The sequence below is a fragment of the Bacillus sp. FSL K6-4563 genome, assembly GCF_038630405.1.
In the GTDB taxonomy this organism is placed as follows: domain Bacteria; phylum Bacillota; class Bacilli; order Bacillales; family Bacillaceae; genus Bacillus; species Bacillus pumilus.
The window spans coordinates 3,162,796-3,188,744 of record NZ_CP152030.1 but is presented as its reverse complement, the minus strand read 5'-3'; the positions used below and the strand labels follow the sequence as shown (position 1 = coordinate 3,188,744).

General features: G+C 39.5%; 28 protein-coding genes. 25 read left to right on the top strand and 3 right to left on the bottom strand.

Features of this window, described 5'->3' with window-relative positions; all coding sequences use genetic code 11:
- Positions 1-20: 20 nt before the first annotated feature.
- Both MHH54_RS16290 and MHH54_RS16285 read right to left on the bottom strand, forming a co-directional pair.
- Entirely contained in the window at positions 21-1,097 is a 1,077-nt protein-coding gene (locus MHH54_RS16290) for an LCP family protein (RefSeq protein WP_003213564.1), read from the bottom strand.
- Complete coding sequence (locus tag MHH54_RS16285; protein ID WP_003212936.1) at positions 1,082-1,750, bottom strand: YigZ family protein; 669 nt, start codon at positions 1,748-1,750, stop codon at positions 1,082-1,084. The genes MHH54_RS16290 and MHH54_RS16285 overlap by 16 nt, the downstream gene beginning before the upstream one ends.
- 221 nt (positions 1,751-1,971) lie before the next feature.
- Between MHH54_RS16285 and MHH54_RS16280 the strand changes: the two genes are divergently transcribed.
- From MHH54_RS16280 to MHH54_RS16165, 24 genes are all read left to right on the top strand, one after another.
- Complete coding sequence (locus tag MHH54_RS16280) at positions 1,972-3,147, top strand: sensor histidine kinase (protein ID WP_003213166.1); 1,176 nt, start codon at positions 1,972-1,974, stop codon at positions 3,145-3,147.
- 64 nt (positions 3,148-3,211) lie between these two features.
- Positions 3,212-3,901: a two-component system response regulator DegU gene (degU, locus tag MHH54_RS16275; protein WP_008348273.1), complete on the top strand. Its 690-nt coding sequence runs from the start codon at positions 3,212-3,214 to the stop codon at positions 3,899-3,901.
- A gap of 217 nt (positions 3,902-4,118) precedes the next feature.
- Positions 4,119-4,961 (top strand): DegV family protein, encoded by an 843-nt coding sequence (locus tag MHH54_RS16270; protein WP_003213402.1) that lies wholly within the window; start codon positions 4,119-4,121, stop codon positions 4,959-4,961.
- 119 nt (positions 4,962-5,080) lie between these two features.
- The gene (locus MHH54_RS16265; RefSeq protein ID WP_269457875.1) at positions 5,081-6,460 is read left to right on the top strand and encodes a DEAD/DEAH box helicase; all 1,380 of its coding nucleotides are present in this window, start codon (positions 5,081-5,083) and stop codon (positions 6,458-6,460) included.
- Positions 6,461-6,526: 66 nt separating this feature from the next.
- Positions 6,527-6,820, top strand: a complete 294-nt coding sequence (locus tag MHH54_RS16260; protein ID WP_003213271.1) for a competence protein ComFB — start codon at positions 6,527-6,529, stop codon at positions 6,818-6,820.
- Positions 6,817-7,503, top strand: a complete 687-nt coding sequence (locus MHH54_RS16255) for a ComF family protein (RefSeq protein ID WP_003212791.1) — start codon at positions 6,817-6,819, stop codon at positions 7,501-7,503. The genes MHH54_RS16260 and MHH54_RS16255 overlap by 4 nt, the downstream gene beginning before the upstream one ends.
- A 56-nt stretch (positions 7,504-7,559) precedes the next feature.
- The gene (locus MHH54_RS16250; protein ID WP_003212865.1) at positions 7,560-7,979 is read left to right on the top strand and encodes a TIGR03826 family flagellar region protein; all 420 of its coding nucleotides are present in this window, start codon (positions 7,560-7,562) and stop codon (positions 7,977-7,979) included.
- Positions 7,980-8,058: 79 nt separating this feature from the next.
- Positions 8,059-8,322, top strand: coding sequence for a flagellar biosynthesis anti-sigma factor FlgM (gene flgM, locus MHH54_RS16245; protein WP_003213252.1), 264 nt, complete (start codon positions 8,059-8,061; stop codon positions 8,320-8,322).
- Between the two features lie 18 nt (positions 8,323-8,340).
- Complete coding sequence (locus MHH54_RS16240) at positions 8,341-8,823, top strand: flagellar protein FlgN (RefSeq protein ID WP_113387415.1); 483 nt, start codon at positions 8,341-8,343, stop codon at positions 8,821-8,823.
- A 15-nt stretch (positions 8,824-8,838) separates the two neighbouring features.
- A complete protein-coding gene (flgK, locus tag MHH54_RS16235; protein ID WP_003213544.1) occupies positions 8,839-10,359 on the top strand; it encodes a flagellar hook-associated protein FlgK in 1,521 nt (506 codons plus the stop codon).
- Between the two features lie 9 nt (positions 10,360-10,368).
- Positions 10,369-11,280 (top strand): flagellar hook-associated protein FlgL, encoded by a 912-nt coding sequence (flgL, locus tag MHH54_RS16230; protein ID WP_003213719.1) that lies wholly within the window; start codon positions 10,369-10,371, stop codon positions 11,278-11,280.
- A 48-nt stretch (positions 11,281-11,328) separates the two neighbouring features.
- Positions 11,329-11,907 carry a DUF6470 family protein gene (locus tag MHH54_RS16225; RefSeq protein ID WP_342500430.1) on the top strand — a complete coding sequence of 193 codons (579 nt, stop codon included), beginning with the start codon at positions 11,329-11,331 and terminating at the stop codon, positions 11,905-11,907.
- 28 nt (positions 11,908-11,935) lie between these two features.
- Entirely contained in the window at positions 11,936-12,370 is a 435-nt protein-coding gene (gene fliW, locus MHH54_RS16220; RefSeq protein ID WP_050944340.1) for a flagellar assembly protein FliW, read from the top strand.
- Positions 12,364-12,588, top strand: coding sequence for a carbon storage regulator CsrA (gene csrA / locus MHH54_RS16215; protein ID WP_003212955.1), 225 nt, complete (start codon positions 12,364-12,366; stop codon positions 12,586-12,588). The genes fliW and csrA overlap by 7 nt, the downstream gene beginning before the upstream one ends.
- Before the next feature lie 153 nt (positions 12,589-12,741).
- On the top strand, positions 12,742-13,083 hold the full coding sequence (flaG, locus tag MHH54_RS16210) for a flagellar protein FlaG (protein WP_003213002.1): 342 nt from the start codon (positions 12,742-12,744) through the stop codon (positions 13,081-13,083).
- Between the two features lie 20 nt (positions 13,084-13,103).
- Positions 13,104-14,633, top strand: a complete 1,530-nt coding sequence (locus tag MHH54_RS16205; protein ID WP_106035656.1) for a flagellar hook-associated protein 2 — start codon at positions 13,104-13,106, stop codon at positions 14,631-14,633.
- Positions 14,634-14,650: 17 nt separating this feature from the next.
- Positions 14,651-15,055: a flagellar export chaperone FliS gene (gene fliS, locus MHH54_RS16200; RefSeq protein WP_003212886.1), complete on the top strand. Its 405-nt coding sequence runs from the start codon at positions 14,651-14,653 to the stop codon at positions 15,053-15,055.
- Entirely contained in the window at positions 15,052-15,393 is a 342-nt protein-coding gene (fliT, locus tag MHH54_RS16195) for a flagella biosynthesis regulatory protein FliT (RefSeq protein ID WP_003212921.1), read from the top strand. The genes fliS and fliT overlap by 4 nt, the downstream gene beginning before the upstream one ends.
- 13 nt (positions 15,394-15,406) lie before the next feature.
- Complete coding sequence (locus MHH54_RS16190; RefSeq protein ID WP_003213093.1) at positions 15,407-15,787, top strand: hypothetical protein; 381 nt, start codon at positions 15,407-15,409, stop codon at positions 15,785-15,787.
- Positions 15,788-15,819: 32 nt separating this feature from the next.
- Complete coding sequence (locus MHH54_RS16185) at positions 15,820-17,505, top strand: methyl-accepting chemotaxis protein (protein WP_003213333.1); 1,686 nt, start codon at positions 15,820-15,822, stop codon at positions 17,503-17,505.
- Between the two features lie 189 nt (positions 17,506-17,694).
- A complete protein-coding gene (gene raiA / locus MHH54_RS16180) occupies positions 17,695-18,258 on the top strand; it encodes a ribosome-associated translation inhibitor RaiA (RefSeq protein ID WP_003213481.1) in 564 nt (187 codons plus the stop codon).
- A 186-nt stretch (positions 18,259-18,444) separates the two neighbouring features.
- Positions 18,445-20,970, top strand: a complete 2,526-nt coding sequence (gene secA / locus MHH54_RS16175) for a preprotein translocase subunit SecA (RefSeq protein ID WP_106030064.1) — start codon at positions 18,445-18,447, stop codon at positions 20,968-20,970.
- A gap of 64 nt (positions 20,971-21,034) precedes the next feature.
- A protein-coding gene (prfB, locus tag MHH54_RS16170) for a peptide chain release factor 2 (protein WP_106030063.1) occupies positions 21,035-22,136 on the top strand; the annotation gives its coding sequence in 2 pieces (ribosomal slippage) (positions 21,035-21,106 and positions 21,108-22,136; 1,101 coding nt in all).
- A 124-nt stretch (positions 22,137-22,260) separates the two neighbouring features.
- On the top strand, positions 22,261-24,054 hold the full coding sequence (locus MHH54_RS16165; protein WP_342500429.1) for a M3 family oligoendopeptidase: 1,794 nt from the start codon (positions 22,261-22,263) through the stop codon (positions 24,052-24,054).
- A 58-nt stretch (positions 24,055-24,112) separates the two neighbouring features.
- Here the strand turns inward: MHH54_RS16165 and MHH54_RS16160 are convergent, their stop codons facing one another.
- The gene (locus tag MHH54_RS16160) at positions 24,113-24,868 is read right to left on the bottom strand and encodes an alpha/beta family hydrolase (RefSeq protein ID WP_342500428.1); all 756 of its coding nucleotides are present in this window, start codon (positions 24,866-24,868) and stop codon (positions 24,113-24,115) included.
- A 189-nt stretch (positions 24,869-25,057) separates the two neighbouring features.
- Here MHH54_RS16160 and MHH54_RS16155 point away from each other — a divergent pair, with 189 nt between their 5' ends.
- Positions 25,058-25,906, top strand: coding sequence for a YitT family protein (locus MHH54_RS16155; protein ID WP_003212797.1), 849 nt, complete (start codon positions 25,058-25,060; stop codon positions 25,904-25,906).
- Positions 25,907-25,949 lie beyond the last annotated feature (43 nt).

Sequence of the window (25,949 nt, the reverse complement as noted above, 5' to 3'; positions counted from 1 at the left end):
CTAGGAACTGGGCTGTTTTATTATTGTCCTGATGTGCTGGAAGGATTAGTTGTATCACTTGATCCTGTTTCACCAGAGGATGGATTTGTTTCAGTCGAAGGTTCAGTAGGAAGCTTTAAATGCGTCCGTAATGCATTTTGTACGTTAGCTAGATTGGTTTGATCTGGCTCAAAGTAATACGTTCGATTTGGCCCTAAATAAAGATCCGACCCTTTAATAGAAAGTGTTTCTGTGTCGTCTCCCTTAAACCCGCTGTAGATTTGCTGAAGCGCTAGACCTTCTGTGATACGGAAGTTGGTCGTAATATGATCACTGACTTCTTTAGCGATATTATCCACGTTCGCGATGTTATTTGCCTTCGACATTTGATCAATCATTGCACGTAAAATTTGTTTCTGACGATCATTACGTCCGAAATCACCGCGTGGATCTTGTTTTCTCATCCGCGCGTAAGCAAGTGCTTCTTCCCCGTTTAAATGCATATTGCCTTTTTTGAAATAAATCTTTTTCGATTTTTTCACATCACTTTTTTCATTGAAGTCAAATGGAACATCGATATCAATTCCACCGACTTCATCAATGACATCCTTGAATCCGTCAAAATCAACGGTCGCATATTTATCAATCGGAATATTCAAGAATTGTTCGACAGTTTCAATCGTTTCGTCTTTACCGCCTTTAGCATATGCTGCATTGATCTTTTCTTTACTTCCTGTCGTGTCACTTGCAAGCTGTACGCGTGTGTCACGGGGGATACTAACCATTTTCATCGTTTTGTCTTGAGGGTTAATTGTTGCGACAATAAGTGAATCTGAACGGCCATGATCACCATCTGTGGCATAATCCTCAATTCCGACAAAAAGTACAGAGAAGGGTTTCTTTTTAATATCAATGACCGCATCACGAAGCTTCGATTTCTCTCCGCGGTTTAGTTCGTCATATGTTTTGTCAGCGGCTTGAAGTGTATTGACTATTTTATAGACTGCAAATCCGCCCATGCAGATGATAAGAAGCAAAAATAAAACCAGGATACGTTTGAAAATTTTCTTCTTCTTACTCTTTTTCTTTCGTACACGCACTTTTACTCGTTGTGCCATTCATCTGTCTCCTTTATCGGACCAATGTCCTTTTCTAAATAAATCAGTTCGCCTTCTTTTGTAACACTCTTTCCATTTGTCAGCTCAGTCATCCATTCAATGAACTGCTCTGTTTGTGTTTCTTCTACATACGTCTCAAAAATAACATCTTCTGCATAATGAATTTCTTTTAGCTGAAAAGATGAGGCTCTAAGCTCATTCTCTACCTTTCCAAGCCATGTATAATCTATTGTTGTGTGCATCGTACGCATTAAACAGCGCTCTACCATCCCAACATGGTTGATGGCTTCTGATACAGATTTTCCGTAGGCACGAATCAAACCACCGGCGCCTAGCTTAATACCGCCGAAATAACGAGTGACTACTACGACTGTATCTTTCAGCTTCCGTTTTTTTAACACTTCAAGCATTGGCACACCTGCTGTACCACTTGGTTCACCATCATCATTCGCTTTTTGAATCAGGTCATGTTCTCCAATGAGATAGGCAGAACAATTATGTGTGGCATTCCAATGTTGTTTTTTAATGGATTGTATAAATGCTTGTGCTTCTTCTTCTGAGACAGCACGCTGTATATGACAAATAAAACGTGATTTTTCAATGACGATCTCATGCTCGCCACGACTTTTTACTGTAAGATAGCGATGCAGCAAAAGACATACCCTCCTGAAAAGCAAATTGTAAGACTAGAGAAAATTTGCATTGATTTTAGAATTTTACAGCGTATTTTGTTATGATGATAGGGGTAGAAAAAGGGTCGTCATAAAAACTTCATGATTTATACGCATTCTTTCATTATAATTCGACATAAAATGCAGATCAATGACATTTATAATAAAAAAAGATGACATCACTGTTACGGGAGGGAAAAGCCATGACAACACCTAAAATGGATCCGAAATTATTGGATTCAATCATCATGAAAATGCTAAGTACAGTTGATGGCAGCAAGGACGAAGTATTTAGGATAGGCGAACAGTCCCGTCAACAATATGAAAGCCTTGTAGAAGAGCTGAAGCAAATCAAGCAACAAGTAAACGAAGTAATTGATTTTGGGGATAAACTAGAAGTCCATACGAGACATGCTAGAAATCGCTTATCTGAGGTCAGCAGAAACTTCAACAAATTTAGCGAAGAAGAAATACGGGAGGCCTACGAAAAAGCACATAATCTGCAAGTGGAACTCACTATGATCCAGCAGCGCGAAAAGCAGCTGAGAGAAAGAAGAGACGATCTGGAAAGACGATTGTTAAGCCTACAAGACGTCATTGAACGCTCTGAAACGCTTGTGAGTCAGATCACAGTTGTTCTCAACTATCTCAATCAGGACTTACGTCAAGTTGGCGTGTTACTTGAAGATGCTCAAGCAAAACAAGATTTTGGACTTAGAATTATTGAAGCCCAAGAAGAAGAACGCAAAAGGGTATCCCGTGAAATTCACGACGGTCCGGCCCAAATGCTGGCAAACGTAATGATGCGTTCCGAATTAATTGAACGTATTTTCAGAGACCGTGGGACAGAAGAAGGCTTTAAAGAAATTAGAAGTCTCAGACAGAATGTGCGAAATGCTCTGTACGAAGTGAGAAGAATCATTTATGATTTAAGACCAATGGCTTTAGATGATTTGGGTCTCATTCCGACGCTAAGAAAATATTTAAACACAATCGAAGAGTATGATGGAAAAACCAAGATCACGTTCCAATGCCTAGGGGATACAGAAAGCGAAAGAATTGCTTCTCAATTTGAAGTGGCACTGTTTAGACTAGCTCAAGAAGCTGTCACAAATTCACTGAAGCATTCCGAAGCTGAAGAAATCTCTGTAAAAGTAGAAGTCACGAAAGACTTTGTCACGTTAATTATCAAAGACGATGGAAAAGGCTTTGATATGAAAGATGTGAAAACAAACAAAAACAAATCCTTCGGTTTACTTGGCATGAAAGAACGCGTAGACTTACTTGAAGGTAAAATGACCATAGACTCAAAAATAGGTCTAGGGACATTCATCATGATTCGCGTGCCATTAACATTGCAAAATAAAATTGTAAAATAGAGACAAAAGACATATTGACCATAAAGTTCAGGTGTAGAACAATAAACATGGGGAGGCGTAGCTTGTGACTAAAGTAAATATTGTAATTATTGATGATCACCAATTATTCCGTGAAGGTGTCAAACGGATTTTAGATTTTGAACCTACTTTTGAAGTAGTTGCAGAAGGAGACGACGGAGACGAAGCTGCACGTATCGTAGAACACTATCATCCGGATGTTGTCATTATGGACATTAATATGCCGAATGTAAATGGTGTAGAGGCTACAAAGCAGCTAGTTGAGCTTTATCCCGAATCAAAAGTCATTATTCTATCTATTCATGATGATGAAAACTATGTGACACATGCATTGAAAACAGGAGCAAGAGGCTACCTGTTAAAAGAAATGGATGCAGACACGCTCATTGAAGCAGTGAAAGTCGTAGCTGACGGAGGATCTTATTTACATCCGAAAGTTACTCATAACTTAGTAAATGAATTCCGACGCCTAGCGACTAGTGGCGTTTCAGCACATCCACAGCATGAAGTATATCCTGAAATTCGCAGACCACTTCATATCTTAACGAGACGTGAGTGCGAAGTACTTCAAATGTTAGCTGACGGAAAGAGCAATAGAGGAATTGGTGAGTCGCTCTTTATTAGTGAGAAAACAGTCAAAAACCACGTGAGTAACATTTTACAAAAAATGAATGTAAACGACCGTACACAAGCTGTTGTTGTAGCAATTAAGAACGGCTGGGTAGAAATGAGATAATATTCCGGACAAGTACTCCTTTTTCGCCTGTTTTTGATTCTCTCACATGTTAATTTGAGAGAAATGATAGGTAGATAAGGAGTCTTTTTCGGATATAACGGGCTTGCCTATTGATTAGGCAGGCTTTTTTGATTACTATTATAAATCTAATGAATAACAATGATCATTCTTTGAAAATAAAAAAGAGCAACTTAACGGATAAGGAAGGTATTTAAGAATGAAAATAGCCGTTGTAACAGACAGTACTGCTTATATACCACAAGAGCTGCGTGATAAACATCATATTCATATGATCCCTCTGAATGTCATCTTTGGCAATGAATCATACCGTGAAGAAATAGAAATGGATTGGAAGACATATTATGAAGAAGTCAAAAAGCATAAAGACCTTCCAACCACCTCTCAGCCTGCTTTCGGTGAACTAATAGAATTATATGAAAAACTAAGTGAAACATATGATGCCGTGATTAGTATTCACCTTTCTAGCGGAATTAGTGGAACATATAATAGTGCAGCCTCAGCAAATGACCTAGTTGACGGAATTGACATTTATCCGTTTGATACAGAAACTAGCTGTATGGCACAAGGTTTTTATGTGATAGAAGCTGCTGAGAAAATCCAAGCTGGTGCTTCTCCAGAAGAAGTGTTAGCCCATCTCAATTACCTGAAAGAGAATCAGAGAGCTTATTTTATGGTAGACGATTTAACTCATTTACAAAGAGGCGGCAGATTAAATGGTGCTCAGGCTTTTATTGGGAGCCTCTTAAAGGTAAAGCCTATACTGCATTTTGACAACAAGCTAATTGTCCCTTTTGAGAAGATTCGTACACGGAAAAAAGCCATTTCACGTATGTTTGAACTATTTGATGAAGATGCATCGCGTGGTGTCCCGATGAGAGCAACCGTGATACATGGTAATAGAGAAGAAGAAGTAGACGATTTAATTGCGCACTTATCAGAAAAATATCCTCATGTTGAATTTTATAAAAGTTATTTTGGTGCCGTAATCGGCACTCATCTAGGCGAAGGCTCTTTAGCTCTTGGCTGGCTGATTAGATAAATCCTAAAAACCTCTTTTCTCTTAGAAAAGGGGTTTTGTTTTTCTTTTTTAGCTGTTGGACGAAAGGTCATGTCTTTGCGCATAATAGGCAAACATCAGTTGAAAGGTGTTTGTTGAAATTGAACATGGACAAAGCAATGGAACTAGGGCAACACCTGCAGTCACGCCACCTGCTTACTGCTGAAACAAGATGCTCACAGTCTGATTTGGATTGGCTGGAGGAGAAAGGGTTAGTTATCCGAACACCTGCTATTGAGAGGAAAGCAAATGGTCTTATTTGCTGCAGATGTGGTGTATCAAAAAATCGGTACTTTGCCCACTCTTCGTGTGACAAGTGTCAAAAAGATTGTGTGTATTGTAGATCATGCATCATGATGGGGAAAACAACGGAATGTGGCTTTCTTTATGAATGGACGGGTCCACAAATGGAAGAAGCATGTCACTCGGAATTAACATGGCAGGGAAACCTGTCTAAAGGACAAAAAAGAGCGTCAGAGAAATTGATCGAAGCGATAAAAAACAAATCTGATCTACTCATCTGGGCAGTTTGCGGGGCAGGGAAAACAGAGGTGCTTTTTCATGGAATAGAATATGCCTTACATCAAGGAATGAGTGTCTGCATTGCGACACCTAGAACCGATGTTGTCCTTGAACTAGAGCCGCGGCTTAAAAAAGCTTTTCAAGGAATGAAAATAGCTGTTCTTTATGGAGGAAGTCCTCAAAGGTTCCAAATAGCACCGTTAGTAATCGCTACAACTCACCAGTTGATGAGATATAAACATGCATTTGATGTGCTCATTATAGATGAAGTCGACGCCTTCCCTTATTCAATCGATGAACGTCTCCAATTTGCTGTTTTAAAGGCAATGAGAAAGAAAGGGGTTAGGGTTTATTTAAGTGCGACGCCGTCTAAGAAAATGATAAGAGATGTATCTCGTGGACAACTAGAAGCCATAAAAATTCCTCTGCGCTTTCACCAACAACCTTTACCGGTCCCATCCTTTCAATGGATTGGACATTGGAAGAAGAAATTAAAAAAGAATCAGCTCCCACCTAAAGTAATGAATTTGATGCAGAAACATATTACAAAAAAGAGAAGGGTTTTACTTTTTGTTCCTTCTATTTCTACTATGAAGAAGGTAACGAAGGTTCTTAGAAAGCACCACTTAAATGTAGAAGGGGTGTCTGCTGATGATCCAGATAGGAAACAAAAGGTCCAGCAATTCAGAGATTACAAATACGATGTACTAGTTACAACCACAATTCTAGAAAGAGGTGTAACCATTTCAAATGTGCAAGTGGGGGTACTAGGTGCAGAATCTACTATCTTTACAGAAAGTGCACTTGTTCAGATTTCTGGTAGAGCAGGTAGACATCCCGATTTTTTTAAAGGAGATGTTTTCTTTTTTCATTTTGGTTTAACGAGAAGTATGAAACAAGCAAAGAAGCATATTGTAAAAATGAATGATACAGCTGAAAAAGAGTTCTCCGAAAAATAATGTAGGTTCAACTAAATTTCATGGTACAGTTATATTCACAATACACAAATGGCAGGAGAGACAAATATGCTACTCAATGCAAAAGAAACACTACTCAAGGAAATCCTCTATCAATATCTCAACCAATTAAACATGATTTGTCACTGTGAAAAGTGTATAGAAGATGTATTAGCGATTTCACTAAATCAAGTGAAGCCTCAGTATATAACAGATATCAATAAAATATCTTACAGTAAATCTGAGATGGTGGACAAACAGAAAAATACGGCCATGCTGGTCATTCTGACAGAAGCCGCTTCAAAGGTCTCCACATTTCCAAGATGCGAAAATCGTCTGTCGATAAATAAGGATAACAATTGATCTGCCTCATTTGTGAGGGACATTTTGTCGCTTCTTTTACATGGAAATCATTACTTCTATTAAATGATGATCGTCTATGTATAGCATGTAAGCATCACCTAGAAAAAATTCAACGCCCGATTTGTCCAGCCTGCGGGAGAGCACAGTCGAACGATCAATTATGTCAAGACTGTTCCATGTGGAAAGAACGCCCTGATTCTACTACAGTACTTGTGAAAAATAGGTCTGTCTATGCTTACAACGATTTGATGAAAGATGTCCTTTCCCGCTTTAAATTTCGAGGTGATACAGCTTTAGCTGAGCTTTTTAAACAAGATGTCCGAGCAGTATTTAAGCGCTCTTTTTCAATGAAAGAACCTGTCCTGATCCCGATTCCTTTAAGTAAAGAAAGACTAAAGGAAAGAGGGTTTAATCAGTCCGTCATACTTGCTTCCTTGATTGGTGAGCCGATCCTTCAGCCACTTGTAAAAATACATCAAAGCAAACAGTCCAAGAAAAAGAAAAATGAACGTTTAGATCAAAAAGGAATGTTTCAAATCACGCAGACAGATGCGATCGTTCAAAGGGAAGTTATCTTAATTGACGACATTTATACAACAGGGGCCACCATTTATGATGCGGCGAGAATTTTAAAAGAAGCAGGTGCCAAAAGTGTTTCCTCTTTTACGTTGATCCGTAGTTAAAATTCAGGATAATTAACCGATAATAAGAAGAGAAAATAACGTAAGGGGTTTTGGTTATGAATCAATTGGCAAACTGCCCGCAATGTAATCAGCTGTTTTTAAAAACGACCATCCAAACGGTTTGTAACAAATGCTTTGAAGAAGAAGAACGTTCTTTTGATATCGTTTATAAATTCTTGCGAAAGCAAAGTAATAGACAATCAACCATTGCTGAAATAGTAGATGCAACAGAAGTTGATGAAGAATTAATCTTGAAATTTATCCGTTTGAAAAGACTTCAAATTAGCCAATTTCCGAATATCAACTATCCTTGTGAAAGATGTGGCCAACCGATCAGAAAAAACAAGCTGTGCAGTCAATGTGAACAGGACATTCAGTCGCAAATGAGTCAAATGAACCAAGAAGAAGAGCGTAAAAGGGAGATTGAATCTAGGAAAAAAGACACCTATTATGCCATTAATCCTAAAAACGATTGATTCCCTAAACTAAGTTGCAGTTTGGTCGATAAAATGGATAGAATCAAGACAGACTGTAACGGAAAGCGAGAGGAATCCCGTGAAAATTAATCGATATGGAACACAACCAGTAAATCCTTACAAGAAAACATATGAGAAACAAACGTTGCAATCAAATCAAGCAAAATCAACTGATAAAGTCGAAATTTCTAAAAAGGCAATCGAAATGCAAAAGGTGCCGAATATCATGAAAGAACGCCAAGATAAAATAGACCAAATTAAAAAAAGCATTGAAGCTGGAACATATCAAGTAGATACAAAGGGCATTGCTGATAAAATGCTGAATTTTTATAAACAACAATAACAAAAGGGAGTAGCGTGAATGTCAGTTAAAATAATCATTGAAGAGCTGCATCGTCTCTATGGATTGCATGAACAGCTTTTGAAGCTGTCGAAAGATAAAACAGAAATGCTGAAAAGTAATGAGATTGATGCTCTTTCAGAGGTTCTGAATTTAGAGCAAAAATATATTCAGGCCATTTCTCAATTAGAAGAAAAAAGAATTGAAGCGACAGTTCAATTTTTACAAAATGATGAACCGCCAACCATCACCGCGTGTATCGAAAAGGCTGAAGGTTTGGATCAAGAAGAGCTCATTTCGTTATATGACAAATTAAAAGACATCATGGTGGAACTGAAAGATGTAAATGAACTGAACAAACAGCTCATTCAGCAGTCGCTTCAATTTATTTCACTGACATTCGATCTCGTTAACCCTAATAAAGAAAATATGAATTACGGACAAAATGGTCTTGAGAGTTCAAAGCCTAAACAGCAGAGGGCTTTGTTTGATTCAAAGGCGTAAACAAGGAGGATACCAATGGGTTCTACATTCATGGGACTAGAAACGGCAAAAAGAGGAATCACAGCCCAGCGTGCAGGGCTTTATGTCACATCAAACAACGTCTCCAATGCAAATACAGATGGCTACTCAAGACAAAGAGTTACCTTTAAAGCAGATAATCCTTATCCAGTCATTTCAGTTTATGACGGCAAGACGTATGGCCAAATGGGGACAGGAGTTCAAGTTGGAACCGTTGAAAGAATTCGAGACAGCTTTTTAGATCTGCAATTCAGAGATCATAACAATAACTTGTCCTACTACTCAACAAAATCTGATGCCCTTTCGCAAATGGAGGGAGTCATGAATGATTTGACGGATGAAGGCTTAAACAGAGCTTTTGATAACCTTTGGAAATCATTGCAGGTCCTATCCGAAACCAAAAATGCCGATACAGCGTCTGCGCGTACAGTTGTTAAAACAAGTGCACAGGCTTTAGTAGATCAATTCCGTCTACTTAATTCTTCTTTAACAACGATACAGAAGAATTTAAAAACAGAACTCGATTCAACAGCCAAAAATGTGAACACGATTTTATCTCAAATAGATGAAGTGAACAAACAAATTGCAGCAGTTGAACCAAACGGGTATCTTCCAAATGATCTATATGATACGCGTGATGCGTTGGTAGATCAATTATCTTCACTTGTTGATATTAAAGTGAGCTACAATCCATCTGGCGGGAATGCACTCAAAATTGCAGAAGGAACTGTCAACATCGACATTATCGGTGCAAATGGACAATCTGCTGGAACGATTTTGAATGGCATTACGAACGAAAAATCTGAACTGCAAATCTCCTATGATAATACAACGGGACTTGTTAACTCACTTCAATTCGGAACAACAACCATTGCAGCAGATCAGCTTCAAGTGAATGGTAAAGTAAAAGCACTTGTTGAGGCTTATGGCTACATGTCAAATGGTGCTGAAAAAGGCATGTATCCAGACATGCTTGCAGAGCTTGATGAAGTAGCACAAGTCTTCATGGATACATTTAATGATGTGCATAAGCAGGGGTACACATTAAATGGCACAAGTGGACAAGACTTTTTTGATATCGAGAATAATAATGATCTGAATAAAGGTTTAGCTGCTCGTATCAAAGTGAGTGATGTTATTTTAGCATCAACAGATAATATTGCAGCATCTCTCAATCAAACAAAAGGTGACGGTTCGAATGCTACGAAATTAGCTGGTATTCAAGACTTAAAGGTACCAATCGGCGGCAATACAACGACGATCCAGGATTACTACCAAAATGTCATTGCTGAGATGGGAATTCAAGGGAAAAAGAACATAACGCTAGAAAGCAGTTCAGCCGCTCTTGTCAATTCAGCCAATGAGCGTAGAATGTCGACGAGTGCTGTTTCCATTGATGAAGAAATGACGAATATGATCCAATTTCAGCATGCATATAATGCAGCTGCGAGAGTTGTGACATTACAAGATGAAATATTGGATAAAGTAATAAACGGCATGGGTGTCGTAGGAAGGTAGGTATAACTGATGCGAGTCACACAAGGTATGATTTCTCAAAACTCACTTCGTAATATTAGTAAAAGTTATGAAAAACTTTCTAAAATAAATGAGCAAGCACAAACAGGGAGACGTTTCACAAAAACGTCTGATGATCCCGTTGCAGCAGTAAAAAGCCTTCAATATAGCACAGCAATGTTTCGAAATGATCAATATCAAAAAAACTTAAATGAAGCACAGAACTGGATTGATACATCTGAAACAAGTGTCACTGAAATCATTGATATTATGTCAAATGTACGAGATAAAGTGCTTGATGCGGCTAATGGAACAAAGCAGCCAGAAGATTTAGCAGCTGTCGGCGTGGAAATTGGTCAGATGAAGAAACAAATCATTGACGCGATGAACACTCAGATGTTAGGTAAGTTCGTATTTAATGGAACAAATACAAATGTCAAACCAGTTGTTGAGAACGCAGATGGTACGTTTACGTTTAACTTTGAAAACTATACAGATGCAAATTCTGTTAAGTCGAACATTTCTGATGGTATCACTTTAAATGTGAACTCAAATCCAATTTCAGCGTTTGGTGGACAGACTGCCAGCGGTCAAAATGTCATTGAAATGCTGACGGATTTAGAAAACTCATTGAAAAATGGAACGTTCGCAAATTCTGATGATGCGTTAGGAAGTATCGATCAGTTTAAAGAAGTGATGAGTGCTGAGCGCTCGGACTTAGGAGCCCGTTCAAATCGTGTTGACTTAGTAGGCAGTCGCTTGACTTCACAATTCGAAGTACTGAAAAATGCCAAATCAGATAATGAAGATGTAGAAAGTGAAAAAGCAATTATTGATCTTCTTCAACAAGAGACTGTGAATAGAGCTGCTTTAGCAACGACGGCTAAAGTTATTCAGCCATCCCTTGTCGATTTCTTAAGATAATAAAAAGCATCCGTTGGGTGCTTTTTTGCATCATGGAGGTGAACCTATATGCAAATCCCTAGATTGTTAATGCAACAAACCTATGCAAAGCTGCAAATGTCGACAACTCCTTCTCGGCAAGAAGTAGAGCAGCCAAGAGCAGACCTTGAGATTCAGCAGCCCAGAGCCGTCATGAATATGACAAGGACACCGTCAAAGTTAACAATAGATCAAACCGAAGCATTTGCCGATATGGATATCAAGTCAATTTTTAGGCGTTCTGAAGAATGGGCAGCTGAGGGGAAACGTGCTGTTGGAGAGGGAATGGGCCGAAGAGCGGAAGAAGGCAGTGAACTCATCAAGATCGAGAATGGTGGGAATGCAATTGCCGAGTTTGCCAAAATCAATGGCACTCCTCCAGCCAAACAATTCAATATTGGTGTGATCCCTTCATTCTTTAGTGTGAAAATTCACTATCAGCCATCTGAGCTTCAAATTGAAGTGGAGCCTCAAAAAGCTATTATAGAGGCAACGCCTCATAAACCAATCGTTAACTACCAGCCAGGTAAGGTCAATATTGATATGTTACAATACCCAGATTTAAAAATAGAAGTTGACGAAATGGGCCAAAATGGTGATAAGGTATAGTTAAGAAAAATGAAAAAGGTCGTGAATTATGATCATTCAAACAAAATACCATGGTGAAGTGACAATCAAAGAGGAGCAAATCATCAACTTCTCTAATGGAATACCAGGATTTCTGGATCAAAAACAGTTTGTCATTTTACCTTTATCAGAAGAGTCTCCATTTTTAGTTCTTCAATCATTGAAAAACGCAGAGTTAGGCTTTATTGTCAGCAGTCCGTTTTTATTCTTCAATCAATATGAATTCGATCTAGACGAAACGGTCGTAGATATTCTAGAAGTAGAAGATGCCAATGATGTGGAAGTCATGGTGATCTTAACAATGGAATCTTCTATTGAAAAAACGACAGCCAATTTAAGAGCGCCTATTATTGTGAACCGGAAAAACATGAAAGCCAAGCAGGTGATTTTGCATGATTCATCCTATCATACAAAACATTTGTTAGAGGTGGCATCCTCATGTTAGTTCTCTCGCGTAAATTAAACCAGTCGATTCAAATTGGCGATGATATTGAAGTCAAGATTATTTCGATCGAAGGCGATCAAGTGAAAATCGGGATTGAAGCTCCTAAGCACATTGATATTCACAGGAAAGAAGTGTACCTGTCTATTCAAGAAGAGAACAGTCGTGCTGCGAGTTTATCCGTAGATCTCCTCTCTCAATTATCCTCACAAAAAAAGTGAGGATTTTTTTATCTGATTCAGCTATCCTTCTCCACGTTTCTGTGTGGATGTTCACCATCTATATGAAACTTTAACAAATCGGTCCATCTATATTTAATTTGAAAATTCCAAGCCGATATAAAAGGTAGATTAAAGCACAGGAGCTGAATAACTATGTCTGTTGGTAAGTTGACATCGCTAGAGCCAATTATCGATGCATTTCAAACCCGTGTTTCTAATAACCAGAATGACAATGCAAACTCTGATTTACAAGCAAATGGCAAGGTCGTTTCAAAAGAAGAAATTGAAAAAACGCTTCAAGGCGCAAACAAGCTGATTGAACCCACTCAATTTCATCTGCAATTTGAATTACATGAAAAACTCAATGAATATTATGTCAAAGTCGTAGATAACCAAACAGAAGAAGTCATTAGAGAAATTCCTTCCAAGGAATGGCTTGATTTCTATGCGGCAATGACAGAAATTGTCGGTTTATTTGTAGATAAAAGAATGTAAGTGAAGGGAGAACATAAAAAATGGTCAATCGAATTACTGGATTTTCAAATGTGTTTGATATTGATGAAATCGTATCAAAACTCATGAAAACTGAGCAAGCACCACTTGATAAAATGACACGCCAGAAACAAACACTTGAATGGCAAAGAGACAGCTATCGCGAGGTTAACTCGAAAATCAAAGAATTAGATGATTTGATCAACAGTTTAAACTTAACGCGTCCAAGTACATATGGCGCAAAAAAGGTGACAAGCTCTAATGAATCTGCTGTCACAGCAACTGGGTCAACAAATGCGACCTCTGGCTCTATTCATGTCACTCAACTAGCGACAGCTTCCGTCTTCAAATCTTCTGGTACATCTGGATTTACACCAGCAAACGGCACGTTTACTTTTGAGGTGACGACACCAGATTCGACAAAACCGAAAATGGTGACGATCAATACTTCTGATACCGATACAATTGATAACATTGTGTCAAAGCTAAACAACGCGCAATTAGGTGTGACGGCTTACAAAGGCCAAATCTTTGATGGAACGAACTACGTGGATACAATTGCTCTTACTTCTCGGACAACTGGTGAGGGTGTCAGTATTAAAGCAGCTGATGGCAATTCGGCTTCATTTTTAACGCAATTAGGATTCCAAGTAGATGGAGATAACAAATTAGTTGCGACCACTCAAGGACAGAAGGCACAATACGAGATTAACGGTCTGAAAATGGAAAATAACAACAACACATTCACACAGGCTGATATTACGTACGAACTTAAAGGAACAACGGATCAGCCTGTCAGCTTAAACGTTTCAACAGATGTGGATGCAATCTTTGATAAAATTAAACAATTTGTTGATAAATACAATGAGCTCGTTGAGCAAATTAATGGTAAAGTCAATGAAAAGAAAAACAGAGACTATCAACCATTAACGGCTGAAGAGAAAAAAGGGATGTCTGAAAAAGAAATAGAGCTATGGGAAACGACCGCGAAGTCTGGCTTGCTGAGAAGTGATTCCATTTTACGAGCTGGTGCCTCTAAAATAAGAAGTGATTTTTATGCTAATATTACGACAAGTGATGCGAATAAAATTCACCTCACACAAATTGGTATTGAGACATCATCCAAGTATAAAGATGGTGGAAAGCTGGAATTTAGTAAGGATATAAATGGAGTAGAGAAATTAAGAAAAGCCATTGAAGAAGACCCGGAGAAAGTCAGACAAATGTTCATCTCGGGTAGTTTAAATGTGGATTCAAAAGATAAAGACAAAGCACAGCAGCAATATCAAGAACAAGGAATCATTTATCGTGTCAAAAATTCCTTAACTGCCTTCACGAAGAGCATTCAAACAAAGGCGGGAAGCACAACGATGGAATTAAAGGAATACGGACTTGGTAAGGACCTTGATTCTTTGACCAAACGAATGGGTACGTTCCAAGACCGTTTGAAGATGGTTGAAGCCCGTTACTACAAAAAGTTTAACGCCATGGATAGCGCGATTCAAAAGCTAAACAACCAATCTGGCTATCTTTCTCAACTGCTTGGACAATAATTGGAGGTTTATAACATATGGCAATTCAGAACCCTTATGCCGCCTATCAGAAAAATTCTATTGAGACTGCAACACCTGCCGAGTTGACGCTTATGCTTTATGAAGGCTGCTTAAAGTTCATTAGATTAGCGAAGTATGCCATTCAAAAAGAGGATGCAGAAACGAGAAATGTGAACCTGAAAAAGGCTCAAAACATCATTCAAGAATTAAATGTCACCTTAAATCGTTCTTATGACGTATCAAATAGTATGGCAAGTATGTATGATTACATTTATCGCAGACTGATTGAAGCCAATCTTCAAAATGACGAAGAGATGTTGAATGAAGTAGAGCAATACGTAACTGATTTTCGTGATGCGTGGAAGGAAGTTATTCAAACTGATCGAAAAGGGCGTCACCACTCTATCGGGGGATCTCTATGAGTATTGTGGACCAGCTGCATGACCAAACATTAAAAATGGCAGCCGAAATAACGGCAAATCCGCAAAGTGACACCTTGGTTGAAGACTTTGATGCCTTTTTAATTGAGAGAGACGAATTAATGAGAGATATTCAGCATGAGCTGACGGATCAAGAAAAAGAAAAAATCAAAGAAATCATCCAAACAGATCAACAGATGGCGAAGCAATTAACTGTGATCCAAAATGGGATCAAAGCAGATATTCAAGCCATTCAAAAAAAGAAAACGAAACAGCTGAATTATCAAAATCCATACCAGCCTATGACGAGTGACGGCGTATATTACGATAAACGGAAATAATTAGGTGAGACCTGTGGCGTATCGTTCAGATGACTATATTTTATTAACCACATATTATGAACTTCTATTTACGATAGAAGAGAGTCTAAAATATTTAGATGAAATTGAGAAGGATTTTGCTAAAACAGAAGGGGATCGGATCTTTAATGATCTGATCCATGCCTTCTTTCATTTAGAGACAACACATCCCCTTCTGCTTTCAATTATAGAAAATGAGCACTTTGCCAAAACGATTCGTTCGTTTGATCAAATTTTTTTAAGTTTTGATATACTAGCTTTCTATACATTCCCTTCAATACACTTCCAATCATTCCTTAAAGCATATTTTATACCTGAATATAGAAAGTGGATGGATGAAATACATGCCTGTATGAGGCCGTATGTCATTCATTAATTTTTGTTCAATTCAGACTTTCGGAGGAAATTATGAGACTAAAAAATCAATTTTTGTTTGGGCTTATTGTCATATGTGTATTGTTTGTCAGTATTTTAGGATTCTCAAGCTTTATCTATTACAAAACAGATCAATCCTATAAGACGCTTCTTAGCAAAGAAGTAAAGCTTTATCAAACCTCACTGGAATTAGAGGCGCTTTTGCAAAAACAGGAAGCACAAATTAAAACATATGTTGTCGTGCAAGATGCTGAAAATTTACAGAAAATTGAGCAAACATATGAAGAGATTAATAAGAAAACAACGGAAGCTACAAAAATGAGCTCTGTCAAACAAGCAAAAAATCTATTAGATCAAATCTCAGAAAAGAATTATCTCTACTACACCTCAACGAACCGACTATTTAATTCATTGAATATGCAAAATCAAAAAGAATTCAACACACGCCTCAATCAAGAATTACAACCTATCGAACAAGAAATACATACCTTTACAAAAGAATTTGCTCAAACTCAGTTGAAGCAACGTGACCAAAAAATCAATCAGCTCAACCAAGACAGTAATCAATTACTATTCACTCTCATTCTAGTTAGTGCGGTCATTATTGTTGGCTTTTTGTTGATTGGGACAAGATTCGTTTATCGTATGACAAAGCCGATTGTGTCTGTCACAAATGCTGCGAGAAGGATGGCAGATGGTGACCTTACACTTGAAGAGATTGAAGTGACCTCTAAAAATGAGATTGGTCAACTCGGTACTGCTTTTAATCAAATGACAAAGCATTTGCGTCAGCTCATTTTACAGGTGCAACATGGATCAAGACAATTAGCTGATTCTGCTGCTCAGTTTGAGGAAACGATTCATCAAACCATATCTGCCAGTGAGCAGACATCTAGCTCGATTGAACAGGTCAGTGAAGCTTCACGTGAACAATCAAACGCGGTCGGAAAAGTAGCTTCTGCCATTCAAGAAGTCTCGACTGGTATGCAAAATGCAGCTGAACACACATCCGATGTTTCGGGTCACTCAATTTCAGTGACTGAAAAGGCTGAAGAGGGTGCAGCGCTTATTCAGCAATTCGTAAAACAAATGAGCTCTATCAAAGCGTCTGTGAACGAGCACCATTCCACAATGGCTCATGTACAAGCCCAGTTTACAGGCATTGAAGATTTGTTAGGTCATATCCATGCCATCGCTGATCAAACGAATTTGCTTGCTTTAAATGCTGCTATTGAAGCGGCAAGAGCAGGAGAGCATGGGAGAGGCTTTGCGGTGGTAGCAGATGAAGTGAGGAAACTGGCGGAAGAATCTAGTCAGCTGACAGATCAAATTAGTCAATTGCTCGCGAACGTGAACAAAGATACTGAAAAATCATCACATTCGATGACAAAGGTTGAGCAGGATGTAGCAGAAGGTGTGAAAGTATCGCAATTGTCAGAACAGAGCTTTCATGAAATCCTGGAATCTATTCGTGATATTTCGATGAAAGCAGAGGAACTTTCAGCTACTGCAGAGGAGATTTCAGCTAGTACAGAGGAAATATCTCAGACGGTTGGGGTCATTGAAGAAGGAGCCAAACGCAATTCAGAAGAGACGGAGTACATGTCTGCGGCTGTTGAAGAATCATTGGCAGCAAATGAAGAAATGAAAGCAGCGGCGGAGGATTTAAAAACCTTATCTCAATCGCTGAAAACATCAATATCATCTTTCACCATTTAAATGTGCGCTGGTCTTTTTCAAGAATGAGCCGAATATATATTCATCACCTATCAAGTAACAGTTGATGCACCGCAAAATTCGACAAATTTCAATAAAAATTCACATTTTTTTTACGTTTGAGCAGGAGAAAAGGAGGGAAAAGTAGAAATAGGTTTACATATCCTTAATTTTAAAGGAGGCGTTCTTTACATGAATTACAATGTCAGAGGAGAAAACATCGACGTAACACCTGCACTAAGAGATCATGTCGAGAAAAAAATTGGAAAGCTGGAGCGTTATTTTGAGACAGACGTAGATGCTTCAGTCAACGTGAACTTGAAGTTTTACAATGATCAAGAATCTAAAGTTGAGGTTACCATTCCAATGACTGATCTAGCACTTCGAGCTGAGGTGCATAATGAAGATATGTACAATGCAGTAGACCTAGCAGCCAGTAAATTAGAACGTCAAATTCGAAAACACAAAACAAAAGTAAACCGTAAATTCCGCGAACAAGGTGCCAAAAAGCACTTATTTGCTGGAGGAAATGGGACGGCTGATGTAGCTGTTCAAGATGACGAAGAAATTGATGAAACAGAAATCGTCAGACAAAAACGTTTCAATTTAAAACCGATGGATAGCGAAGAGGCCATCCTTCAAATGAACATGTTAGGTCATAGTTTCTTCGTCTTCACAAATGCTGAGACAAATTTGACCAATGTGGTCTATCGCCGAAATGATGGAAAATATGGACTGATTGAGCCGAACGCTTAATCAGATCTAAAAACAACCTAAAAAAAGTAAACCCGTTCCCTCCATGAGGGGCGGGTTTTTTGTGCGAAATCATTGCAAATTCTTTGGAAATGAAGGAAGGTATGGTATGATAAATGCAGGTAAATATGGACCTGTCAATCTTTTGGACATGCCGAAAAATTGCATGAAATAGAGGAGCGTTATTATATGCTTGGAATCTTAAACAAAGTGTTTGATCCTACGAAACGTACGATCAGCAAATATGAAAAAAAAGCAAATGAAATTGAAGCTCTTGCTCAAGATTTTGAGAAATTATCTGACGAGGCTTTACGAAATAAAACGAACGAATTTAAAGAAAAACTTGAAAAAGGACAATCCGTGGATGACCTGTTGGTTGAAGCATTTGCAACGGTTCGCGAGGCATCACGCCGCGTGACAGGAATGTTCCCATTTAAGGTGCAGCTCATGGGGGGGATCGCGCTTCATGAAGGCAACATCTCTGAGATGAAAACAGGTGAAGGTAAAACGTTGACTTCAACAATGCCTGTTTATTTAAATGCTCTTTCTGGAAAAGGCGTCCACATTGTGACAGTCAACGAATATTTGGCAAGCCGTGATGCAGAGGAAATGGGCAAGATTTTTGAGTTTCTTGGCTTAACGGTTGGCTTAAACTTAAACAGCTTAGACAAAGATGAAAAAAGAGAAGCATATGCTGCTGATATTACGTATTCTACAAACAATGAACTTGGCTTTGACTATTTACGAGATAACATGGTGCTTTACAAAGAGCAAATGGTTCAAAGACCGCTTCATTATGCCGTGATTGATGAGGTTGACTCCATCTTAGTTGATGAAGCGAGAACACCTCTTATTATTTCTGGACAAGCTGCGAAATCTACAAAGCTTTACGTTCAAGCCAATGCATTTGTTCGTACATTAAAAATAGAAGATGATTTCACATACGATATTAAAACAAAAAGTGTACAGCTGACAGAAAGTGGAATGACGAAGGCGGAAAAAGCATTCGGCATCGAAAACTTATTTGATGTCAAACATGTCGCACTGAACCATCACATCGCCCAGGCGCTAAAGGCACATGTTGCGATGCAAAAAGATGTGGATTATGTCGTTGAAGAAGGTCAAGTCGTTATTGTTGACTCGTTCACAGGACGTCTAATGAAAGGACGCCGTTATAGTGAAGGTCTGCATCAAGCCATTGAGGCAAAAGAAGGTCTCGAAGTGCAGAACGAAAGCATGACCCTTGCAACGATTACGTTCCAGAACTACTTCCGCATGTATGAAAAGCTTTCTGGTATGACGGGTACAGCGAAAACGGAAGAAGAAGAATTTCGTAACATTTACAACATGCAGGTTGTGACAATCCCGACCAATCAACCAGTGGTTCGTGATGACAGACCTGATTTAATTTACCGCACAATGGAAGGTAAATTTAAAGCAGTGGCTGAAGATGTTGCGCAGCGCTATATGACAGGGCAACCAGTGCTTGTCGGAACAGTAGCGGTTGAGACGTCTGAGCTTATTTCTAAGCTGCTTAAAAATAAAGGGATTCCTCATCAAGTGTTAAATGCGAAAAACCATGAGCGTGAGGCACAAATTATTGAAGAGGCTGGTCAAAAGGGTGCCGTCACCATTGCGACCAACATGGCAGGACGTGGTACGGACATCAAGCTTGGCGAAGGCGTCAAAGAGCTTGGCGGTCTAGCTGTAATTGGGACAGAGCGTCATGAATCACGGCGTATTGATAACCAGCTGCGTGGACGTTCTGGTCGTCAAGGAGACCCAGGGATTACCCAATTCTATCTCTCCATGGAAGATGAATTGATGCGCCGATTTGGTGCAGAGCGTACGATGGCCATGCTTGACCGCTTTGGCATGGATGACACTACGCCTATCCAAAGTAAAATGGTGTCTAAAGCCGTTGAATCATCTCAAAAACGCGTTGAGGGGAACAACTTTGATTCCCGTAAACAGCTTCTGCAATATGACGATGTGCTTCGTCAGCAGCGTGAAGTGATTTACAAGCAGCGCTTTGAAGTCATTGATTCTGATAACTTAAAATCGATTGTGATCAATATGATTCAGTCTTCAATTGAGCGCGCTGTTGGTTCTTATACGCCGAAAGAAGAGCTTCCAGAAGAGTGGAAACTAGATGGTCTTGTTGAATTAATCAACACGAACTATTTAGATGAAGGAGCCATTTCGGTCAAGGATATTTACGGTAAAGAAGCAGATGAAATCACCTCCTTCATTATGGATCGTATTAAAGAAAAATACGATGCAAAAGAAGAAACATATGGCGACGAACAAATGCGAGAATTTGAAAAAGTCATCGTTCTTCGTGCGGTGGATTCAAAGTGGATGGATCATATCGATGCAATGGATCAACTGCGTCAAGGGATTCATTTACGTGCGTATGCACAAACAAATCCGCTTCGTGAGTATCAAATGGAAGGATTTGCGATGTTTGAGCACATGGTCGCTTCAATCGAAGATGATGTGGCCAAATATGTCTTAAAATCAGAAATCCAAAACAACTTAGAACGTGAAGAAGTCGTTCAAGGTCAAACAACAGCTCATCAGCCTCAAGAGGGTGATGAGGAGAAGACAGTCAAAAAGAAGCCAGTACGTAAAGTCGTAGACATTGGTCGAAACTCACCATGTCACTGTGGAAGCGGCAAGAAATATAAAAATTGTCATGGGAAGACAGAATAAGTAATGGAAAGAGGTGAAAACCTCTTTCTATTCATGTCAGCCCTACATCTATGAGGTGAAGGATATGGAATTAGTAGAAATTAGACAAGAGCTTGAAAATATGGCTAGCAGGCTAGCTGATTTTAGGGGGTCTCTTTGACCTCGAAACAAAAGAAGCCAAAATTGCAGAACTCGAAGCGACCATGTCAGAGGCTGATTTTTGGAATGATCAGCAAAAGGCACAAGGCGTCATCAATGAAGCCAATGCACTAAAGGATAATGTGAATTCATACCATGAGCTCAGTGAATCTCATGAAGAGCTGCAAATGACACATGACCTGTTAAAGGAAGATTATGACGAGGAGCTTCATGTAGAGCTTGAGAAAGAGCTGAAGAACTTAACTAAGCAATTTAACGACTTTGAACTGCAGCTTCTCTTAAGTGAACCATATGATAAAAACAATGCCATCCTTGAGCTTCACCCAGGCGCAGGCGGTACTGAATCACAGGACTGGGGTTCTATGCTTCTGAGAATGTATACTCGCTGGGCAGAGCGCAGAGGCTTTAAGGTTGAAACGCTTGATTACCTTCCTGGTGATGAAGCAGGAATTAAGTCTGTGACATTGCTCATCAAAGGGCATAACGCATACGGGTACTTAAAGGCAGAAAAAGGGGTCCATCGTTTGGTTCGTATTTCTCCTTTTGATTCATCTGGCCGTAGACATACTTCTTTCGTTTCCTGTGATGTCATGCCTGAGTTCAATGAAGAAATCGATATTGATATTCGAACAGAAGATATCAAAGTGGATACGTATCGAGCAAGCGGTGCAGGTGGACAGCACGTCAATACGACTGACTCTGCCGTTCGTATCACACACATTCCAACCAATGTCGTGGTGACATGCCAAACAGAAAGATCACAAATCAAAAACAGAGAACGTGCGATGAAAATGCTGAAATCGAAACTTTATCAAAGACGGATCGAAGAACAGCAGGCTGAATTGGATGAAATTAGAGGAGAGCAGAAAGAAATTGGCTGGGGAAGCCAAATTCGCTCTTATGTATTCCATCCGTATTCTCTTGTGAAAGACCATCGAACCAATACGGAGATGGGAAATGTTCAAGCGGTCATGGATGGAGATTTAGATTCATTTATCGATGCTTACTTACGTTCGAAATTATCATAAAAACTCGGCTTCTTGCCGGGTTTTTTTTATTGTGAGAAAATATAATGAATATAAAGGAATACATACGCCATACTGACTCTATATCCTTTGTATGATGAAATTAGCAAATAAAGGGGGAAATATTTTGGGATTAACAACATTACAAGAGACGTGGGATTTAGATGCCTTTTTTAAAGGAGGCAGCGCTTCACCAGAATTTAAAACATACTTGCAACACATTCAGCAGCTATTAGATGAATTACGACAAAAGGTCGATGCCTTTTCAAAAGAAGATACACACATTGAAAGCAAATTAACGTTTGTCCTTGACACGTATGAAACCACATATAAAAAACTGTCTCAAGCAGGTTCATTTGTTTCCTGTCTTCAATCTCAAAATACAAAGGATATGAAGGCTGGCAGTCTTCGAGGTACGATTGCTAAGCTGGAAGCTGATTTAGGTACCATTCTTGCGCTGTTTGATCAGGCGCTTGCTGCCATCTCTCCTGGAAAATGGGAGGATCTCATGAATTCAGAGGCCTTTTCAGATGTTCGCTACATATTAAATGAACGCAGAGAACGCGTGAAGGATCAATTGCCTGTTGAACAAGAAACATTGATTCAAAAGCTAGCCGTAGATGGCTACCATGCATGGGATGAGCTTTATTCTAGCTTAGTGAATAAGATTACGATTCCATTTGAACAACATGGTGAAACGCAGATGATCTCTGTCGGCCAAGCGGAAAATGTGATGGATGATTCAGACCGTGAAGTCAGAAAGGCTGTTTATCATAACCTAGAGCATGCATGGACGCAGGACGAACATCTATTTGCAAGCACGCTCAATCATTTGGCAGGTTTTCGTTTGCAAGTATATGAAGCAAGAGGCTGGGATCATATCTTAAAAGAGCCGCTTGATATTTGCCGGATGAAACAAGAAACCCTTGATGCCATGTGGTCTGTGATTGATGAACATAAGCAGCCATTCATTGATTATTTACATCGAAAGGCTGACATGCTTGGAGTGGATAAGCTAAGCTGGTTTGATGTTGGGGCTCCTATTGGCAGTGAGACCAAGATTTATCCGTATCAGGAAGCAGCTGCTTTTATTGTGAAGCATTTCGCTGGATTTGGAGAAGAGCTTGCTGCTTTTACAGAAAAGGCCTTTAATGAGCGTTGGGTAGAAGCTGAGGATCGCCCGAACAAACGAGTAGGCGGTTTTTGTACAAATTTCCCTGACAGCGGAGAGTCCCGCATTTTTATGACCTTCTCAGGCAGTCCATCCAATGTGGCGACACTTGCGCATGAGCTTGGTCATTCGTTCCATCAGGAAGTGATGCAGGATGTTCGCATTCTTAATCGCAAATATGCGATGAATGTAGCTGAAACGGCGTCGACATTCGCAGAAATGATTGTGGCTGATGCTTCATTGAAAGAAGCGGCAAATGAAGAGGAGCGCCTCAGCTTGTTAGAGGATAAGCTGCAGCGGAGTGTAGCATTTTTCATGAACATTCAATCTCGGTTCTTATTTGAACAGCGTTTTTATGAAGAGCGTAAACAAGGAGAAGTGCCGGCGGATCGGTTGAATGAGCTGATGGTAGAAGCGCAGAAAGAAGCCTTTGGTGACTCTTTAGATGAATACCATCCGCATTTCTGGGCGTCTAAGTTGCATTTCCATATCACAGGTGTACCGTTTTATAATTTCCCGTACACATTCGGCTACATGTTCTCACTAGGAATTTATGCAAAGGCCTTGCAGGCTGGTACTTCGTTTGAAGAAAAGTACATTGCATTATTAAAGGACACAGCTTCAATGTCAGTAGAAGATTTGGCCTTTAAGCACTTAGGTGTCGATCTTACCCAAAAAGACTTTTGGGAGGAAGCCATTAGCCTCGCTGTAGAAGACGCTGAAGAGTTTTTAGAAGCGACGAAAAAGTGAAAATGAAAAGCCCCCATTACGGAAGCTTTAGATTGTTGACAAAGGGTTAAAATGATCTTTATTTTAGCCCTTTGTCTTCTTTATGGAGCTTTTTTGCTGGTTTTAGCCATCCAAGCATCGTCTGAACGATATCCTTTTGCTGTGTGAGGGCTGGAATGTCCGCTGGCTGATCACCTTTTTGTTTACCGTACATGCCAAACTGAGCATGGTTCCCGCCTTTTACTTCATGATAAACGGTTTGAGACGGCAAATTTGTTTTCGATTGCTTGATTTTCTCTTGTGTCGCAAGTCCATCCTTTTCACCTGATATAGAGAGTACGTTCAAGGAGGATGATTTCAGCTCATCTGATGCTGGATAAGACGCAAGGAAAAAAAGACCGTCGAGCTGGCGCTGGTTTTTTTCTGCAAACATAGCGGCGGCTGTTCCGCCTAGTGAATGACCGCCAATATACCAGTGTTTGATCGTTTGATGATCTTTTATGATATCTTGTGCTTTATTTGTATGAAAAATCGCAAACGAAAATGGCATGTCAGGGATAAAGACAGAATAGCCTTTTTTCATCAATTCATTCCCAATATAGGCGTACGAAAGTGGTTCTACCTTTGCTCCTGGATAGAGAATGATGCCCGTATCGCTTTTAGTTGATGCAAATGTATATACGTCGTTTTTATGTTCCACTTGCTCGATGTTCACTTGCTTTTTTAAAGCGGCAGATGGTCCGTATGTAAAGCGGCTCCATGTATAGAAAGCACCAAAAGCCAAAATGATCAGTGCAAGTAATGAAATGCCTGTGATCTTCAGTATTTTCTTCATCGCATGTCCCTTCTTTCTCATGTACATATTAAATATACCATCATTTGCTCCTATGCCAAACGGCAAGCACGCTGATCCGTTTGTGTGATAAAGTATTAATCCATTAGCACTGCATTTGGCTGTTATTTACATTCATAATTGGAGGGCTTAAAATAGGTGTGCATTCAGAAGTAACGGAGGAAGACAGACATGAAGCAGGGACATTCACAATTATGGATTGAAGCAAAAAATTACTTGTTCATTTTAATTGGATCAGCCATTGTGGCGATTGGATTTAATACGTTATTATTACCGAATCAGATTGCCGCAGGTGGTGTGAGCGGGATTAGTACGATTATGCAGTCATTCGGCTTTGAGGCGGCATATGTGCAGTGGGGGCTCAACATTCCGCTGTTTATCGCTGGCTTTTATTTATTAGGCGGTACATTTGGCGTGAAAACGCTCGTTGGCTCTATTTTCTTACCTTTGATGGTGTTTGTCACAAGGCATATTGCACCTGTGACACATGAAGCACTCTTAGCAGCTATTTTTGGCGGAGTGGTGATTGGGATCGGCATAGGGCTCGTGTTCCTTGGAAATGGGTCAACAGGTGGAACGGCGCTCGCTGCCAAAATCATCAATAAATATACAGGCCTCACGCTTGGTACCTGTTTAGCAATGATGGATGGCCTAATCGTTCTGGCTGCGATGACTGTTTTCGGGATTGAAGAGGGACTGTACGCTGTCATTGGTGTGTTTATTTCAAGTAAAACGATTGATGTCGTACAGGCCGGCTTCAGTCATTCGAAAATGGCGATGATCATTACAGGGCATGAGGATGAAGTCAGACAGGCAGTTTTTGATCAAATTGACCGTGGTGTCACAAAAATCTCAGCAGTCGGAGGATATACCGATCATGACCGTCCAATTCTAATGTGTGTCGTTGGACAGTCACAATTCACAAAGTTGAAACAAGTGGTGAAAGCAATCGATGCATCAGCATTTGTCATCGTAATGGATGCAAAAGAGGTGCTTGGTGAGGGTTTTAAAAGGGCTTAAACAAGGATATAATAGCGTTGACCAAATGATTGTAAGGGAGGGA